Source organism: Klebsiella huaxiensis, assembly GCF_003261575.2.
Classification (GTDB): domain Bacteria; phylum Pseudomonadota; class Gammaproteobacteria; order Enterobacterales; family Enterobacteriaceae; genus Klebsiella; species Klebsiella huaxiensis.
Window position 1 is genome coordinate 4948344 of sequence record NZ_CP036175.1, and the last position, 17252, is coordinate 4965595.

General features: G+C 53.4%; 13 protein-coding genes. 7 read left to right on the top strand and 6 right to left on the bottom strand.

Annotation, left to right across the window (positions count from 1 at the left end; all coding sequences use genetic code 11):
• Positions 1–94 precede the first annotated feature (94 nt).
• The 3 genes from aceF to pdhR all read right to left on the bottom strand — a co-directional run bounded on the left by aceF (position 95) and on the right by pdhR (position 5680).
• Entirely contained in the window at positions 95–1981 is a 1887-nt protein-coding gene (aceF, locus tag DA718_RS23650; protein ID WP_112215506.1) for a pyruvate dehydrogenase complex dihydrolipoyllysine-residue acetyltransferase, read from the bottom strand.
• Between the two features lie 14 nt (positions 1982–1995).
• Positions 1996–4659: a pyruvate dehydrogenase (acetyl-transferring), homodimeric type gene (gene aceE / locus DA718_RS23655; RefSeq protein WP_110272535.1), complete on the bottom strand. Its 2664-nt coding sequence runs from the start codon at positions 4657–4659 to the stop codon at positions 1996–1998.
• 241 nt (positions 4660–4900) lie between these two features.
• Positions 4901–5680, bottom strand: coding sequence for a pyruvate dehydrogenase complex transcriptional repressor PdhR (pdhR, locus tag DA718_RS23660; protein ID WP_112215507.1), 780 nt, complete (start codon positions 5678–5680; stop codon positions 4901–4903).
• A gap of 652 nt (positions 5681–6332) precedes the next feature.
• Here pdhR and aroP point away from each other — a divergent pair.
• The 3 genes from aroP to DA718_RS23680 all read left to right on the top strand — a co-directional run bounded on the left by aroP (position 6333) and on the right by DA718_RS23680 (position 10236).
• On the top strand, positions 6333–7703 hold the full coding sequence (gene aroP, locus DA718_RS23670; protein WP_112215508.1) for an aromatic amino acid transporter AroP: 1371 nt from the start codon (positions 6333–6335) through the stop codon (positions 7701–7703).
• 176 nt (positions 7704–7879) lie between these two features.
• Positions 7880–9286, top strand: a complete 1407-nt coding sequence (locus DA718_RS23675) for a glycoside-pentoside-hexuronide (GPH):cation symporter (protein ID WP_112215509.1) — start codon at positions 7880–7882, stop codon at positions 9284–9286.
• On the top strand, positions 9286–10236 hold the full coding sequence (locus DA718_RS23680; protein WP_112215510.1) for a glycoside hydrolase family 43 protein: 951 nt from the start codon (positions 9286–9288) through the stop codon (positions 10234–10236). Before DA718_RS23675 ends, DA718_RS23680 begins: the two co-directional genes overlap by 1 nt.
• A 30-nt stretch (positions 10237–10266) precedes the next feature.
• Here the strand turns inward: DA718_RS23680 and ampE are convergent, their stop codons facing one another.
• Positions 10267–11121 carry a beta-lactamase regulator AmpE gene (gene ampE, locus DA718_RS23685; protein ID WP_112215511.1) on the bottom strand — a complete coding sequence of 285 codons (855 nt, stop codon included), beginning with the start codon at positions 11119–11121 and terminating at the stop codon, positions 10267–10269.
• Positions 11118–11681 (bottom strand): 1,6-anhydro-N-acetylmuramyl-L-alanine amidase AmpD, encoded by a 564-nt coding sequence (ampD, locus tag DA718_RS23690; protein ID WP_112215512.1) that lies wholly within the window; start codon positions 11679–11681, stop codon positions 11118–11120. The genes ampE and ampD overlap by 4 nt, the downstream gene beginning before the upstream one ends.
• 203 nt (positions 11682–11884) lie before the next feature.
• Between ampD and nadC the strand changes: the two genes are divergently transcribed.
• The 4 genes from nadC to hofC all read left to right on the top strand — a co-directional run bounded on the left by nadC (position 11885) and on the right by hofC (position 15986).
• On the top strand, positions 11885–12778 hold the full coding sequence (gene nadC / locus DA718_RS23695; protein WP_112215513.1) for a carboxylating nicotinate-nucleotide diphosphorylase: 894 nt from the start codon (positions 11885–11887) through the stop codon (positions 12776–12778).
• 185 nt (positions 12779–12963) lie between these two features.
• Positions 12964–13395, top strand: coding sequence for a prepilin peptidase-dependent pilin (gene ppdD, locus DA718_RS23700; RefSeq protein ID WP_112215514.1), 432 nt, complete (start codon positions 12964–12966; stop codon positions 13393–13395).
• A gap of 10 nt (positions 13396–13405) precedes the next feature.
• Complete coding sequence (gene gspE / locus DA718_RS23705) at positions 13406–14791, top strand: type II secretion system protein GspE (RefSeq protein ID WP_112215515.1); 1386 nt, start codon at positions 13406–13408, stop codon at positions 14789–14791.
• Entirely contained in the window at positions 14781–15986 is a 1206-nt protein-coding gene (hofC, locus tag DA718_RS23710) for a protein transport protein HofC (RefSeq protein WP_112215516.1), read from the top strand. The genes gspE and hofC overlap by 11 nt, the downstream gene beginning before the upstream one ends.
• Before the next feature lie 30 nt (positions 15987–16016).
• Here the strand turns inward: hofC and DA718_RS23715 are convergent, their stop codons facing one another.
• Positions 16017–17060 (bottom strand): GMP reductase, encoded by a 1044-nt coding sequence (locus DA718_RS23715; protein ID WP_112215517.1) that lies wholly within the window; start codon positions 17058–17060, stop codon positions 16017–16019.
• Between the last annotated feature and the right edge of the window lie 192 nt (positions 17061–17252).

Below are 17252 nucleotides of genomic sequence, written 5' to 3' on the forward strand. Positions count from 1 at the left end.
ACAAACGGCAAACGATTTTGTCCTTTATTGCTGGTAACTTCAAAACGCAGAAGAGATTACCAGAAAAAAGCCGGCCGTCAGGCCGGCTTTTCGCTTACATCACCAGGCGGCGAATATCGCTCAGGGTGTTGTTGATGATGGTAATAAAGCGCGCACCATCAGCACCGTCGATAACGCGGTGGTCGAAGGACAGAGAGATCGGCATCATCAGACGCGGAACAAACTCTTTACCATTCCACACAGGCTCCATCGCGGATTTAGACACACCGAGGATGGCCACTTCCGGCGCGTTCACAATCGGGGCGAAATGGGTGGTACCCAGGCCGCCGATGCTGGAGATAGTGAAGCAACCGCCCTGCATTTCGCCAGCAGTCAGCTTACCATCACGCGCTTTCTTGGAGATCACGGTCAGTTCACGAGACAGTTCGGTAATGCTCTTCTTGTTCACGTCTTTAAAGACCGGAACAACCAGACCATTCGGGGTATCAACCGCCACACCGATGTTGATGTATTTCTTCAGCGTCAGGCGCTGTGCATCTTCAGACAGCGAGCTGTTGAAGCGCGGCATCTGCTCAAGCGCAGCGGCAACGGCTTTCATGATGAAGACTACTGGAGTGAATTTCACATCCAGTTTACGCTTCTCAGCTTCGGCGTTCTGCTGTTTACGGAACGCTTCCAGATCGGTGATATCGGTTTTGTCGAAGTGAGTAACGTGTGGGATCATCACCCAGTTACGGCTCAGGTTAGCGCCAGAGATTTTCTGGATGCGACCCAGTTCCACTTCTTCGATTTCACCAAACTTGCTGAAGTCCACTTTCGGCCATGGCAGCATGCCCGGGATACCGCCGCCGGTGGCAGCAGCCGGTGCAGCTTCGGCGCGTTTAACCGCTTCTTTCACGTAAGTCTGAACGTCTTCGCGCAGGATACGGCCTTTACGACCAGAACCTTTCACTTTCGCCAGGTTAACGCCAAATTCGCGCGCCAGGCGGCGAATCAGCGGAGTTGCGTGAACGTAAGCGTCGTTTTCAGCAAACTCAGATTTGCCTTCCGCTTTTGCCGCAGGGGCAGCAGCAGGTTTAGCGGCCTGAGCGGGTGCAGCAGTCGGTGCCGGTGCAGCAGCCGGTGCTGCAGCAGGCGCAGCGCCTTCCACTTCGAAGACCATGATCAGAGAGCCGGTAGACACTTTGTCGCCGGTGCTGATTTTGATCTCTTTCACGGTACCCGCGAACGGTGCCGGAACTTCCATCGAAGCTTTGTCGCCTTCAACGGTGATCAGTGACTGCTCAGCGGCAATTTTATCGCCCACTTTAACCATCACTTCAGTGACTTCAACTTCGTCGCCGCCGATATCCGGTACGTTAACTTCTTTAGACCCGGAAGCCGCCGGTGCAGCCGCCGCCGGGGCAGCATCCGCTTTCGCCGGAGCCGCAGCAGGTGCGCTACCCGCCACTTCGAAGACCATAATCAGGGAGCCGGTAGATACCTTGTCGCCAGTGCTGATTTTGATCTCTTTCACAGTACCTGCGAACGGTGCCGGGACTTCCATAGAAGCTTTGTCGCCTTCTACGGTGATCAATGACTGCTCAGCCGCAACGGTGTCGCCCACTTTGACCATGATCTCGGTGACTTCAACTTCGTCGCCGCCGATATCCGGTACGTGTACGTCTTTAGCCGCTGCTGCCGCTGGCGCTGCTGCCGGAGCCGCTTCTTTCTTCTCTTCCTGCGCAGGTGCAGCGGCTGCTGCACCATCGGCGGAATCGAAAATCATGATCAGTTTGCCGGTCTCGGTTTTGTCGCCAACAGAGACTTTGATCTCTTTAACAACGCCAGCCTGAGGAGACGGAACTTCCATAGAGGCTTTGTCGCCTTCTACGGTGATCAGCGACTGTTCAGCTTCAACTTTGTCGCCCACTTTGACCAGGATCTCGGTGATTTCAACTTCATCAGCCCCGATGTCCGGTACATTGATTTCGATAGCCATTATTCTTTTACCTCTTACGCCAGACGCGGGTTAACTTTATCTGCATCGATATTGAATTTGGCAATTGCGTCTGCAACCACTTTCTTATCGATTTCGCCACGTTTAGCCAGTTCGCCCAGCGCTGCAACTACCACGTAGGAAGCATCAACTTCGAAGTGGTGACGCAGGTTCTCACGGCTGTCAGAGCGACCGAAGCCGTCGGTACCCAGTACGCGGTAATCATCAGCCGGTACATAAGTACGAACCTGCTCGGCGAACAGTTTCATATAGTCAGTCGATGCCACAGCCGGAGCGTCGTTCATCACCTGCGCGATGTACGGAACGCGCGGAGTTTCCAGCGGGTGCAGCATGTTCCAGCGCTCACAATCCTGGCCATCACGCGCCAGTTCGGTGAAGGAGGTGACGCTATAAACGTCAGAACCTACGCCGTAGTCTTTCGCCAGTATCTCTGCTGCTTCACGCACGTGACGCAGGATAGAACCGGAACCCAGCAACTGAACTTTACCTTTGCTACCTTCGATGGTTTCGAGTTTATAGATACCTTTACGGATACCTTCCTCGGCACCTTCCGGCATTGCCGGCATGTGGTAGTTTTCGTTCAGGGTAGTGATGTAGTAGTAAACGTTCTCTTGTTTCTCACCGTACATACGCTCCAGACCATCATGCATGATGACCGCAACTTCGTACGCGTAAGACGGATCGTAAGAGATACAGTTCGGGATAGTCAGAGACTGAATATGGCTATGGCCATCTTCGTGCTGCAGACCTTCGCCGTTCAGCGTCGTACGACCGGAAGTACCACCGACCAGGAAGCCGCGAGCCTGTTGGTCGCCGGCCTGCCAGCACAGGTCACCGATACGCTGGAACCCGAACATGGAGTAGTAGATGTAGAACGGAATCATCGGCAGATTGTTGGTGCTGTAAGAAGTCGCAGCCGCCAGCCAGGATGCGCCAGCACCCAGTTCGTTGATACCTTCCTGCAGAATCTGGCCTTTCTCGTCTTCTTTGTAGTATGCAACCTGCTCGCGGTCCTGCGGGGTGTACTGCTGACCGTTCGGGCTGTAAATACCAATCTGACGGAACAGACCTTCCATACCAAAGGTACGCGCTTCATCGGCGATGATCGGCACGAGGCGGTCTTTGATGGACTTGTTCTTCAGCATCACGTTCAGGGCACGAACAAACGCGATAGTGGTAGAAATTTCTTTGTTCTGCTCTTCCAGCAGCGGACCGAAATCAGCAAGCTGAGGCAGCTCCAGCTTCTCATCGAAGTTCGGCTGACGAGTCGGCAGGTAACCGTGCAGTTTCTGACGCTGTGCGTGCAGATAGGTATGTTCTTCAGAACCTTCCGGGAAGGTAATGTAAGACAGGTTTTCAACCTGCTCATCGGTTACCGGCACATTGAAACGGTCGCGAATGTGACGCACGCCGTCCATGTTCATTTTCTTAACCTGGTGAGCGATGTTTTTACCTTCAGCGGTATCACCCATGCCGTAACCTTTGATGGTATGGGCCAGGATGACGGTTGCTTTGCCGGTAGTTTCCTGCGCTTTTTTCAGTGCAGCGAAGACTTTCTTCGGATCGTGACCACCGCGGTTCAGTGCCCAAATCTGATCGTCAGACCAGTCGGCAACCAGCGCTGCGGTTTCTGGATATTTACCGAAGAAGTGCTCACGTACGTAAGCGCCGTCTTTGGATTTGAAGGTCTGGTAGTCGCCGTCAACGGTTTCGTTCATCAGCTGGATCAGTTTACCGCTGGTATCTTTACGCAGCAGTTCATCCCAGCGACCGCCCCAGATAACCTTGATAACGTTCCAGCCAGCACCTGCGAAGATACCTTCCAGTTCGTTAATGATCTTGCCGTTACCGGTGACCGGGCCGTCAAGACGCTGCAGGTTACAGTTGATAACGAAGACCAGGTTGTCCAGTTTTTCACGGGTAGCGATGGTGATCGCACCTTTGGATTCTGGTTCATCCATCTCGCCATCGCCCAGGAAGGCATAAACGGTCTGTTTGGAAGTGTCTTTCAGGCCACGATGTTCCAGATATTTCAGGAATTTAGCCTGGTAGATTGCACCGATTGGGCCCAGACCCATGGAGACGGTCGGGAACTGCCAGAAGGTCGGCATCAGTTTCGGGTGCGGGTAGGAAGACAGGCCTTTGCCATGAACTTCCTGGCGGAAGTTGTTCATCTGCTCTTCAGTCAGACGACCTTCCAGGAATGCACGTGCGTATACGCCCGGAGAGATGTGGCCCTGGAAGTAAACCAGATCGCCGCCATCCTGCTCGTTGCGTGCACGGAAGAAGTGGTTGAAGCACACTTCGTAGAAAGTCGCGGAAGACTGGAATGAAGCCATGTGGCCACCCAGTTCGAGATCTTTTTTCGATGCGCGCAGAACGGTCATAATAGCGTTCCAGCGGATCGCAGAACGAATACGACGTTCCAGATCCAGATTTCCCGGGTATTCCGGTTCATCTTCAACGGCAATAGTGTTTACGTAACTGCCAGTCGATGTGCCAGCAGCCACTTTCACCCCGCCTTTGCGGGCTTCAGAAAGGAGTTGGTCAATCAGATACTGAGCGCGCTCAACACCTTCTTCACGGATGACCGATTCGATCGCCTGTAGCCAGTCGCGAGTTTCGATCGGATCCACGTCATTGGGTAAACGTTCTGACATGGGGGGTATTCCTTATCTATCTAATCGTTGATTAATCTGGAACCTGTCCCATTGCGCTCTTTGTTCTTCATACTTCTGGCTGTCTCTTTGGTGGCTTCGCTTCCTCACCCCAGTCACATAGTTCGCTATGCTCCCGGGGATTCGCGCGCTTGCCGCCGCGATACACCCAAAATTATTTTGAACAACTAAAAGTGCAATAAGACAGGTTCTGCGTTTAGTTGCCGCGCTCTAAAAATGGCGCTTAAGAACCGGAGTTCTCATCTTTTCGTTGCTGTAAACGGCGCAATGAGCGTTCACGACGGCTCTGCTCACGGCTGCGATCCAGCAAAATTTCCTCAATGAACGCCAGGTGACGATGCGAGGCTTCACGCGCCTGCTCCGGCTCCCCGGCGATTATCGCCTCGAAAATCCGAGTGCGATGATTGCTGACCTGCGGGAGCATCTCCCGGCGGGCATACAACAATTCAAAATTCTGGCGAACGTTTTGGGCCAGCATCGGTTCCATGCAGCGTAGCAAATGGAGCAACACCACATTGTGCGCCGCTTCGGTGACGGCAATTTGATACTGGACGACTGCATCGGATTCGGCGTCAAGGTCGCCGGATTCCTGGGCTCGCTCTATGGCCTGATGCAACTCGCGAATACGCTCGCGGTCTTCATCGTTGCTGCGCAGCGCTGCGTAATAAGCCGCAATGCCTTCAAGCGCGTGCCGAGTTTCTAGCAGATCAAATTGGGATTCAGGGTGGTCGGACAGGAGCTCTACCAGCGGGTCGCTGAAGCTCTGCCACAGGCGGCTTTGTACAAACGTTCCACCTCCCTGGCGACGAAGCAACAACCCCTTGGCTTCGAGGCGTTGAATCGCCTCACGCAGCGAGGGGCGGGAAACGTCAAACTGTTTTGCCAGTTCGCGTTCAGGCGGGAGCTTTTCACCGGGGCGCAACGTCCCCTCAAGGATTAAAAACTCCAGCTGCTGCTCTATCACATCGGATAGTTTTGGTTGGCGGATCTTGCTGTAGGCCATATTCCCTGTCTCTGCCATTAGCCCGGAGTCAATTGGTCTTACCAATTCATAGTTCGTAGCGCTAAAGTAACAAAGTATTCACCTTCTGTCCATACAGGTTTTGATTGAAATCAGTAAACCCAGCATGTTTTAACAAACATACAGAAATAACATTTCAAAAATGTAACTTTGCACAAATGTTATGTTTACCCACAATGAGGTAGCGTTAACGTAATCGAAACGAAAAAATACGCTATCTGAACCGATTCACCTCACCACCAAGTGAATAAAAATTCACTTTTTGTGAATATAAAGAAAATAAGAGGTAGGTAGTGGGTATGCTGGCATGATTTACAAATGGTTTCTTTTTGCTCGCTTCGTCATCATCCCTTCATAAAGCAGGTGCATTCACTTCCGCTTATCACTATTCTCCATGATACGAAAGGCCTTTTCATGAATTACCACCCTGCCTTGCGTAAAGAAATCAGTACAGAAACGGAATTTCATAATTACACAAACACAACAATATGTGCGTCGTATCACTCAGGGTAAAACGGGGCGCAGGCTCGCTGAAATTTCGCTGACTATGCTATCAGGCAGGGACAGACAGTGAAGAAGTCACCTGAAGGATGACGCATACAAACATAATAACCATAACCACACACGAGGTTTCATGATGGAAGGTCAACAGCATGGCGATCGGCTAAAGCGCGGCCTTAAAAACCGCCATATTCAGCTTATTGCGCTGGGAGGCGCTATCGGTACCGGTTTATTTCTGGGTAGTGCATCCGTCATCCAAAACGCAGGCCCAGGTATTATTCTGGGCTACGCAATTGCCGGTTTCATCGCCTTTCTGATCATGCGTCAGCTGGGTGAGATGGTGGTAGAAGAGCCTGTAGCAGGTTCATTTAGCCATTTCGCCTACAAATACTGGGGCGGCTTCGCAGGCTTCGCTTCCGGCTGGAACTACTGGGTTCTTTACGTTCTGGTGGCCATGGCAGAGCTCACTGCCGTAGGGAAATACGTCCAGTTCTGGTGGCCTGAAATCCCGACCTGGGTTTCTGCAGCCATCTTCTTCGTTGCCATCAATGCCATCAACCTGACCAACGTCAAAGTGTTTGGCGAGATGGAGTTCTGGTTCGCAATCATCAAAGTTGTCGCCGTTGTGGCGATGATTCTGTTCGGCGGCTGGTTGCTGTTCAGCGGCAACGGCGGCCCGCAGGCCACCGTACGTAACCTGTGGGAGCAGGGCGGATTCCTGCCGCACGGCTTCACCGGGCTGGTGATGATGATGGCGATTATTATGTTCTCGTTTGGCGGCCTCGAGCTGGTAGGTATCACCGCAGCAGAAGCCGATAATCCGGAGCAAAGCATCCCTAAAGCCACCAACCAGGTTATCTACCGTATCTTGATTTTCTATGTGGGCTCGCTGGCCGTTCTGCTATCCCTGCTGCCGTGGAGCCGCGTGACCGCTGACACCAGCCCGTTCGTCCTGATCTTCCACGAACTGGGCGATACTTTTGTGGCCAACGCGCTGAATATCGTGGTACTGACTGCGGCGCTTTCCGTTTACAACAGCTGCGTCTACTGCAACAGCCGGATGCTGTTCGGCCTGGCACAGCAGGGGAACGCACCAAAAGCGCTAATGAACGTCGATAAACGCGGCGTGCCGGTTAACACCATCCTGGTTTCCGCGGTAGTGACCGCACTGTGCGTCCTGATTAACTACTTCGCACCGGAATCCGCGTTTGGTCTGCTGATGGCGCTGGTCGTTTCTGCGCTGGTGATCAACTGGGCGATGATTAGCCTGGCGCACATCAAATTCCGTCGTGCTAAGCAGCAGCAGGGGGTCGTTACTCGCTTCCCGGCGCTGTTCTACCCGCTAGGAAACTGGATTTGCCTGCTGTTTATGGTCGGTGTGCTGGTCATCATGCTGATTACCCCAGGCATGGCGATTTCCGTCTATCTGATTCCGGTATGGATTGCCGTTCTCGGCGTCGGCTATCTGTTTAAGCAAAAAACGGCCAGCGCGATAAAAGCATAATCATACATCTCAAAAATCTGTGCCCGCCGCCATTTTGCGGGCACAGAGCATTGTTATCTGCTTCACACTTTCCTCGCAACAACCTATTTGTCCATATCGTTGACCTTTTCCTGCAACGTATTTATCCATTATCCAGCTAATAATTCTCTCCATACCGCAACGGGGAGATCTCCACAATGAATGGCAATAAGCTTTCAGTTAAAGAAAAAATTGGCTACGGGATGGGCGATGCCGGATGTAACATCATCTTCGGCGCCATCATGCTGTTTGTTAACTATTTTTATACGGACATCTTCGGGCTCACACCGGCCCTGGTCGGCGTTCTGCTGCTTTCCGTACGCGTTATCGATGCCGTGACCGACCCGATTATGGGCGCAATGGCTGACCGTACTCGCAGTAAATATGGCCGTTTTCGTCCATGGCTACTGTGGATTGCCTTCCCGTACGCGCTGTTCAGCGTGCTGATGTTTACCACCCCCGAATGGACCTACAACAGCAAAGTTATCTATGCTTTCGTCACCTACTTCCTGCTCTCGCTGACCTATACCGCAATCAACATTCCTTACTGCTCATTGGGTAGCGTGATTACTAATGACCCGCAGGAACGCGTGGCCTGCCAGTCCTATCGTTTTGTCATGGTCGGTATCGCCACCCTGCTGCTCTCTCTGACGCTGTTGCCAATGGCGGATTGGTTCGGCGGCGAAGATAAAGCCAAAGGCTACCAGATGGCGATGACGGTGCTCGCCTTTATAGGTATGTGCATGTTCCTGTTTTGCTTCGCTACCGTTCGTGAACGCGTACGCCCGGCGGTGCAGACTAACGACGAACTGAAAAAAGATCTGAAAGACGTCTGGAAGAACGATCAGTGGGTACGTATCCTGCTGCTAACCCTGTGCAACGTCTGTCCGGGCTTTATCCGCATGGCCGCCACCATGTATTACGTCACCTGGGTCATGCAGCAAAGCACCCACTTCGCGACGCTGTTTATCAGCCTCGGCGTGGTGGGAATGATGATTGGCAGCATGCTGGCAAAAGTACTGACCGACCGCTGGTGCAAACTGCAGGTCTTTTTCTGGACCAACATCGTTCTGGCCATTTTCTCCTGCGCGTTCTACTTCTTCGATCCCCATGCCACCATGATGATTATGGTGCTCTACTTCCTGCTGAATATTCTGCATCAAATTCCATCGCCGCTGCACTGGTCGCTGATGGCCGACGTAGACGACTACGGCGAGTGGAAAACTGGCAAACGCATTACCGGCATCAGCTTCTCCGGCAACCTGTTCTTCCTGAAGGTCGGACTGGCAATTGCCGGGGCGATGGTTGGCTTCCTGCTTTCCTGGTATGGCTACGATGCCGGAGCGAAACAGCAAAGCGCCTCGGCGATTAACGGAATCGTACTGTTATTCAGCGTCATCCCCGGCGTCGGCTATCTGATTACCGCAGGGGTCGTGCGTATGCTGAAGGTAAACCGCGAATTCATGCGTCAAATTCAGTCTGACCTGGAGAAACGCCGCATCAACTACAGCGAACTAAATGAGTTCCAGGATCACAAAACCAGTGAACACGTAAGGAAAGCTTGATGAAAAACTGGCCAAATCCGTTTATTGAACAACGCGCAGATCCGTTTATTCTGCGCCATCAGGATTGCTACTATTTTATTGCCTCGGTTCCGGAGTATGACCGACTGGAAATCCGCCGCTCTGCAACCCTTGAAGGCCTGCGCGACGTGCAGCCGGTGGTGGTCTGGCGCAAGCCGGAGAGCGGCCCAATGAGTCAGCTGATTTGGGCCCCAGAACTACATGAAATAGAAGGCAAATGGTACATCTACTTTGCCGCCAGCCACACGCACGATCTCGATGAATTGGGCATGTTCCAGCATCGCATGTTCGCTCTGGAATGCGCGGATAGCGACCCGCTAACCGGCAAATGGCAGGAAAAGGGCCAGGTAAAAACGCCGTTTGATACCTTTGCACTGGATGCCACCACCTTCCACCATCAGGGCAAGCAGTGGTACCTGTGGGCGCAAAAAGACCCGGATATTGCGGGCAACACCAACCTGTATCTGGCTGAACTTGAAAACCCGTGGACGCTAAAAGGAAAACCAGTGATGCTGAGTAAGCCGGAGTTTGACTGGGAGTGCCGCGGCTTTCTGGTCAACGAGGGTCCGGCGGCGCTGTTCCACGATGATAAACTGTTCGTCAGCTACTCCGCCAGCGCTACCGATGAAAACTATTGCATGGGCTTACTGTGGATAGATGTCAACGCCGATCCGCTCCAGCCGGAAAACTGGCATAAAGCACCGCAGCCGGTGTTCCGCACCAGCTACGAAAATCGTCAGTATGGGCCGGGACACAACAGCTTTACACAAACGCCGGAGGGAGAAGATGTGCTGGTGTATCACGCGCGCAACTACACCGAAATCGAAGGCGATCCGCTGTACGATCCGAATCGTCATACCCGTCTGAAATTGGTTCGCTGGCAAGAAAATGGGATGCCTGATTTTGGCATCCCGGCAGCAGATACATATTAAGAGCAACGCCTGCCCTTAACGGGCAGGCGGTTAAATCAACGTCCCGTAAATCGTCAGCAGCGCCATAATCACCACTACCACCAGCGACGTTTTCTTCGCCATGGAAACCGCCGCTTTCGGCGTAGCCACTTTATCGACGTGGGGCTCGCGAGCCAGCGAATACTGCGCCAGACGGGTTAATACTTGATATTGCGAAGAGTGGCGATCGCCTAGCGAAGCAAACCAGGCCGGTAAAGCTTTTTCTCCGTGCCCTACCAGAGCATAAACCACGCCAACCAGGCGTACCGGCACCCAGTCCACTACGTGCAGGATACCGTCGATTCCCGACTGTAAACGATGATGTGGCGTCTGATAACGCGCCAGCCAGGTTTGCCAGGCACGCAGCACACAATAAGCGATTAGCGTTAACGGCCCCCACGGTCCACCAACAACGAACCAAAACAGCGGGGCAAGATAATAGCGATAGTTAATCCACAACAGTGCGTTTTGCAGCTCGCTGAGATATTCACGCTGATCGCAACCCGGCGGCACGCCGTGGATAAGGGTAAGCTCACTGGCCATGGCGTCGCAGGCGCGGCTATCATCACGGGCAGCGGCTTTCAGATACGCATGGTAATGCAAGCGGACTTTCCCAGCGCCAATGCACAGCAGGCCGAGCAAAATCCAGAACACCAGCAGCGGAACGTTAAATAGCTGCCCTTGTAGCAAGCGCTGAATAATAAAGACCACCGCTACCGCTGCAGCCGTCATCAGTACGGTGCCAAAGAGTGAATAATGCTTCACCCGGCGAAACAACACTTCCAGCCGGTGATCAAGCTGCCAGTGCTCGCCCAGCTTGAACAAACGCTCGGCAATAAGCACTAACAGCGTGGTAAACAACGTCATGGCATCTCCTTATCTGACGACGAGGTTAACAAACCGCGAAATTTTGCCCAGTCAAAAGCCGGGCCGGGATCCGTTTTACGCACGGGTGCAATATCGCTGTGGCCGGTGATATGGTCTGCAATGGCCGGGTAGAGCGAAATAAGCTGCCGGGTAATAGCCACCAGTTGCTGATATTGCGCCTCGGTATAGGCCTGTGTGTCGGTCCCTTCCAGCTCAATGCCTATTGAAAAATCATTACAGCGCTCGCGTCCGTGGTAGCTGGAAACACCCGCGTGCCACGCGCGCTTATCGAAAGGCACATACTGCACGATTTCACCGTCCCGGCGAATCAGACAATGCGCCGAAACGCGAAGATGGGCTATCTCAGCAAAGAAAGGATGAGCATCGGGAGCGAGCGTACCGCTGAACAGGGCATCAATCCATGGACCGCCAAATTCGCCGGGCGGCAGACTGATATTGTGCACCACCAGCAAAGAAGGCGTTTCATTATCCGGGCGGCTATCGTGGTGCGGCGAAGGAACCCGACGCGCATCTACCAGCCATCCCCCGTTCAACTGCATGTTGAGTCTCCTTTTACTAACCTATGCATTCGCGGCGCCCGGGGCCCAAAGAATGCCTGCTGTTATACGCACTATCACTCATCACAAAACTAACTTGAGACCCACGGCGAAGCCGCCAGAAGGGTGAAGTGGATGTGGTACAGAAACGTGGTTCAGGTTAGCATGTTTCCCACTTCTGAATCCTATCTATCTGGAGCTTTATCATGTCGCCTCGTCGCTACAATCCCGACCGCCGCCGTGACGCGCTGCTGGAACGTGTTAATCATGATATTACTGACGCCGTCGCCCAATCCCTGCGGGAGGATCTGGGCGGTGAAGTGCATGCTAATAACGACATTAGCGCACAATTGTTGCCGCAAGACGCACGCTCGCACGCAGTGGTGATCACTCGTGAAGACGGCGTATTCTGCGGTAAACGCTGGGTAGAAGAGGTCTTTATTCAGCTCGCTGGTGATGACGTCAACCTCACCTGGCATGTTGCCGATGGCGACGCGGTTAAGGCTGATCAGCCGCTGTTTGAACTGGATGGCCCCTCCCGTATTCTGTTAACTGGCGAGCGCACTGCGCTCAATTTCGTGCAGACATTATCCGGGGTGGCAAGCGAAGTCCACCGCTATGTCGACCTGCTTGCTGGAACCAAAACCCAACTTCTCGATACGCGTAAGACGTTGCCCGGTCTGCGCACGGCGCTGAAGTATGCGGTCCTGTGCGGAGGCGGAGCGAACCACCGTCTGGGTCTATCTGACGCCTTCCTGATCAAAGAGAACCACATTATCGCCTCTGGATCGGTACGCCAGGCGGTAGAAAAAGCGTTCTGGCTGCACCCTGATGTTCCGGTCGAAGTCGAAGTCGAAACCCTTGAAGAGCTTGAAGAAGCACTGAAAGCGGGCGCTGACATCATTATGCTCGACAACTTCACCACCGATCTGATGCGTGAAGCAGTGAAGCGCACCAATGGTCAGGCGGCGCTGGAAGTTTCCGGCAACGTTACCTTCGATACCATCCGTGAATTTGCCGAAACCGGTGTCGATTACATCTCCGTAGGTGCACTAACCAAGCACGTTCGCGCGCTCGATCTCTCAATGCGTTTCCGCTAACTGTCCTGCCCCGGTGGATATCCTGCACCGGGGCTCTTTTTTTTGCGAGCCGACTCGCACACCGATAATCCCTCACTGCAACCAGCAAAAAAAGCCTGGAACCTTGCTTCCTTAGGCGCGATCAGCGACTCGCACAGCAGATTAAAGCCCGGCAAAGTGCTCCCGAAAACAACAAGGAGCAACTTATGGATAAACAACGTGGCTTTACCCTTATTGAACTGATGGTGGTCATTGGGATCATCGCAATTCTTAGCGCTATCGGCATTCCTGCTTACCAGAACTACCTGCGAAAAGCGGCTCTCACCGACATGCTGCAAACCTTTGTACCTTTTCGCACCGCCATTGAGCTGTGCGCGCTAGAGCACGGAGGATTAACAACCTGTGATGGCGGCAGCAATGGCATCCCCTCACCTACCACCACGCGTTACGTCTCGGCAATGAGCGTCGCCACCGGCGTTGTCACGCTCACCGGCCAGGAAAGCCTCAATGGCTTAAGCGTCACGATGACCCCAAGCTGGGATAACGCTAACGGCATCACCGGCTGGCAGCGCGTTTGCAGTATTACCGGCGACAGCGCGCTGAAGCAAGCCTGCGAAGACGTATTCCGTTTTAACTGAGGGTGAGGCAATGAAAACTGAACAATTGATACCTCTGTGCCAGCGCTACCAGGCATTACTGCTCAATAGCGATGCACACACCATTGCCATCGCCGTTGTTGATGCGCCAGCACCAGAACTTATGGAAGCACTACGCTTCGCGACCCAGAAACGAATCGATATTGAGTGTTGGAGTCAGGACCGGATGGACAAACGACTACAGACACCAGGGATAGCGGTAGCCCCAATGCATAGTGAAGCCTCGGCAAGCGTAGTTGAACAGGTTAATCACATCCTGGAACAAGCCCTACGTCAACGTGCGTCCGATATTCATATCGAACCCGGCGAAAACCACCTGAGAATTCGCCTGCGGGTAGACGGCGTGCTGCACCCGCTTTCGCCTCTGGCCCCGGAGCTTGCTGCACCGATTACGGCCCGGCTGAAAGTGTTGAGTAATCTGGATATCGCCGAGCACCGTTTACCTCAGGACGGTCAATTTACACTTACGCTTGCAGATCGCCCGGTCTCTTTTCGTATCGCTACGCTTCCCTGTCGCAGCGGAGAGAAAATCGTTCTGCGTTTATTACACCAGGTCGAACAAGCTCTGGATCTCGAAGCGCTGGGGCTCTCCTCTCAACAGCTTGCTGACTTTCGCTCGGCGCTTAACCAACCGCAGGGTCTACTGTTGGTCACAGGCCCAACGGGAAGCGGAAAAACCGTCACCTTATATAGCGCACTGCAGGCGAGAAATCGCGATGAGGTGAACATCTGTAGCGTGGAAGATCCGCTGGAGATTCCGATTGTGGGGATGAATCAGACGCAGATTAATCCCCGTGCCGGGCTAACCTTCCATAGCGTACTGCGCGCCCTGCTGCGTCAGGACCCCGACATCGTAATGGTGGGCGAAATACGCGATGCGGAAACGGCTGAAATTGCGATAAAAGCGGCGCAAACCGGACACCTGGTCCTCTCGACCTTACACACTAATTCGACCAGCGAAACCCTGGTGCGCCTGCAGCAAATGGGCGTCGCTCGCTGGATGATCTCATCAGCACTCTCGCTGGTTGTTGCTCAACGCCTTGTGCGCAGGTTGTGCCCACACTGTCGCCAGGAAACCGGCAGCTCGGCCGATATCCCGCATAGCCTGTGGCCACGAGCGCTTCCTCGCTGGCAGGCTCCGGGCTGCCAGCACTGTTATCACGGCTACTACGGGCGACTGGCGCTATTTGAGCTTTTACCCGTTAACACCGCGCTACGGCAAGCCATCACTCAGGAGCTTAGCGCTACCGAAATCGAATCCCTGGCGCGAGAAGCGGGAATGATGACGCTGTTTGAGAGCGGCTGTCTGGCCGTGGAACGAGGACTGACCAGCCTCGAAGAGGTAGTTCGCGTTCTGGGGATCCCGCATGGCGACTAAGCGACTGTGGCGCTGGCGTGGTATTGATGTTCAGGGCGTCCCCTGCCAGGGAACGCTTTGGAAAGAGAATCGCCCGCTGGCATTGCAGGTGTTGCAACAGGAGCGAATCATCCCACTGACGCTGCGCCGCTGTAACGTGCAAAATTCGCTCTGGCATCCACGCCACAGCGGTGAAATCATCCGCCAACTAGCCGCGCTACTGCAAGCGGGCCTCCCACTGGCGGAGGGGCTGGAACTGCTGGCGCAACAGCAACCCAACGCACAATGGCAAGCCCTGCTGCAAACGTTGGCTGATGACCTGGCGCAAGGCATTTCGCTTTCAGTTGCCCTGGAGAAATGGCCTGAAGTATTTCCCCCACTCTATTTGGCCATGATCCGTACCGGTGAACTCACCGGCAAGCTGGAACGTTGCTGCACACAGTTAGCCCTTCAGCAGCGAGAACAACTGCTTCTTAGCGAGAAAGTGAAAAAAGCGCTGCGCTATCCGATTATTATTTTATCCCTGGCGCTGCTGGTGGTCATGGGGATGCTGTGCTTCGTCTTACCGGAGTTCGCCGCTATCTATCAAACCTTCAATACTCCGCTACCATTACTGACCCGAGCAGTGATGAGCGTCGGCGATGGGCTAACTCACTATTGGGCTGTTCTGGTTGTACTGGTCGTTTTACCTGCAATTCTTAATCGGCTGATTCGCCAGAGATCAGGCTGGTTACTGCATCGCCAAAAGCTACTCCACGCGCTGCCAGTATTTGGTAAATTGATGAGTGGGCAACGGCTTAGCCAGATTTTCACCGTACTTGCGTTAACGCAAAGCGCGGGTATCAGCTTCTTACAGGGCCTGCAAAGCGTGGAGGAAACCCTAAGCTGCCCGTTATGGCGACAAAGGCTCCAGCAGGTCGGTCTGCATATTACCCATGGTGAACCCATCTGGCAGGCGCTGACTCATAGCGGAGGTTTTACACCGCTCTGTCTACAACTCATTCGTACCGGTGAAGCTTCAGGTTCGTTGGACACTATGCTGGAGAATCTGGCTCGCCATCATAGTGAGCAAACGCATCAGCAGGCAGATAACCTGGCAACCCTACTTGAACCTATAATGCTGGTGATAACTGGAGCGATTGTCGGGGTGCTGGTTGTGGCAATGTACTTACCCATCTTTCATCTGGGTGATGCCATTAGCGGGATGGGCGGATAAACGCTGGCGCGAATGCGCCAGCGAGAGGCATTACAGGCTATTGAACACGCGGTTCTCTTGTTCCTGTACGCGAATAAAGGTAGTACGCTTGGTTAGTTCCTTCAGACGTGAAGCACCCACATAGGTACACGCTGAACGCAGGCCGCCGAGGATATCACGCGCGGTATTTTCAACCGGGCCGCGCAGAGGCAGCTTAACAGTTTTACCTTCTGCTGCACGATACTGAGCGACGCCGCCAACGTGACGAGTCATTGCTGATTCAGAGCTCATACCGTAAAACAGCATGAATTTTTCACCATTTTCTTCAACTACGGTACCGCCGCTCTCTTCGTGACCTGCCAGCATACCGCCCAGCATTACGAAATCAGCACCACCGCCGAATGCCTTAGCTACATCGCCAGGCATGGTGCAGCCACCATCACTAATGATCTGCCCGCCCAGGCCATGTGCCGCATCGGCACATTCGATAACAGCGGAAAGCTGAGGGTAGCCCACGCCGGTTTTCACACGGGTAGTACATACAGAACCCGGGCCGATACCGACTTTCACAATATCAGCGCCAGAAAGAACCAATTCTTCACACATTTCACCGGTAACAACGTTACCCGCAATAATGGTTTTTTGCGGCCAGGCTTCGCGGGCTTTGGCAACAAACTGCACAAAGTGTTCGGAATAACCATTCGCGACGTCAATACACACGAAGCTAAGCTGCGGATTCTGGGTCAGGATCTGTTGCGTTTTTTCAAAGTCTGCATTGGAAGTGCCAGTAGAGACCATGACGTGTTTCACTATATCTGCGGATTCGCCCTGCACAAACGCCTGCCACTGCTCGACGCTGTAATGCTTATGGACTGCAGTCAGAACGCCAAAGGAGGCCAGAGCTTTAGCCATAGCAAAGGTGCCGACAGTATCCATATTGGCCGCAATGATTGGCACACCGGACCAGGTCTGGCCAGAGTGTTTGAAGGTGAATTCACGTTCCAGCTGTACATCAGAACGGCTTTTGAGGGTAGAACGTTTCGGGCGGATAAGAACGTCTTTAAAACCAAGCTTCAAATCTTCTTCAATACGCATGTGCGAATTCCTGGGGTTAATTGCATTATTGTGAGAGCACAACTCCAGTGACGTTATCATACGCACGAATCATGACCGCGCAAGACTGCGATTTTCACTTTTTTTACGCTACAATCGTATAAATTTACCTGGTGAATAGCCAAAAGTGATTTTGCAGCACTCAATCACCAACGTATCATTTTTAACCAATTG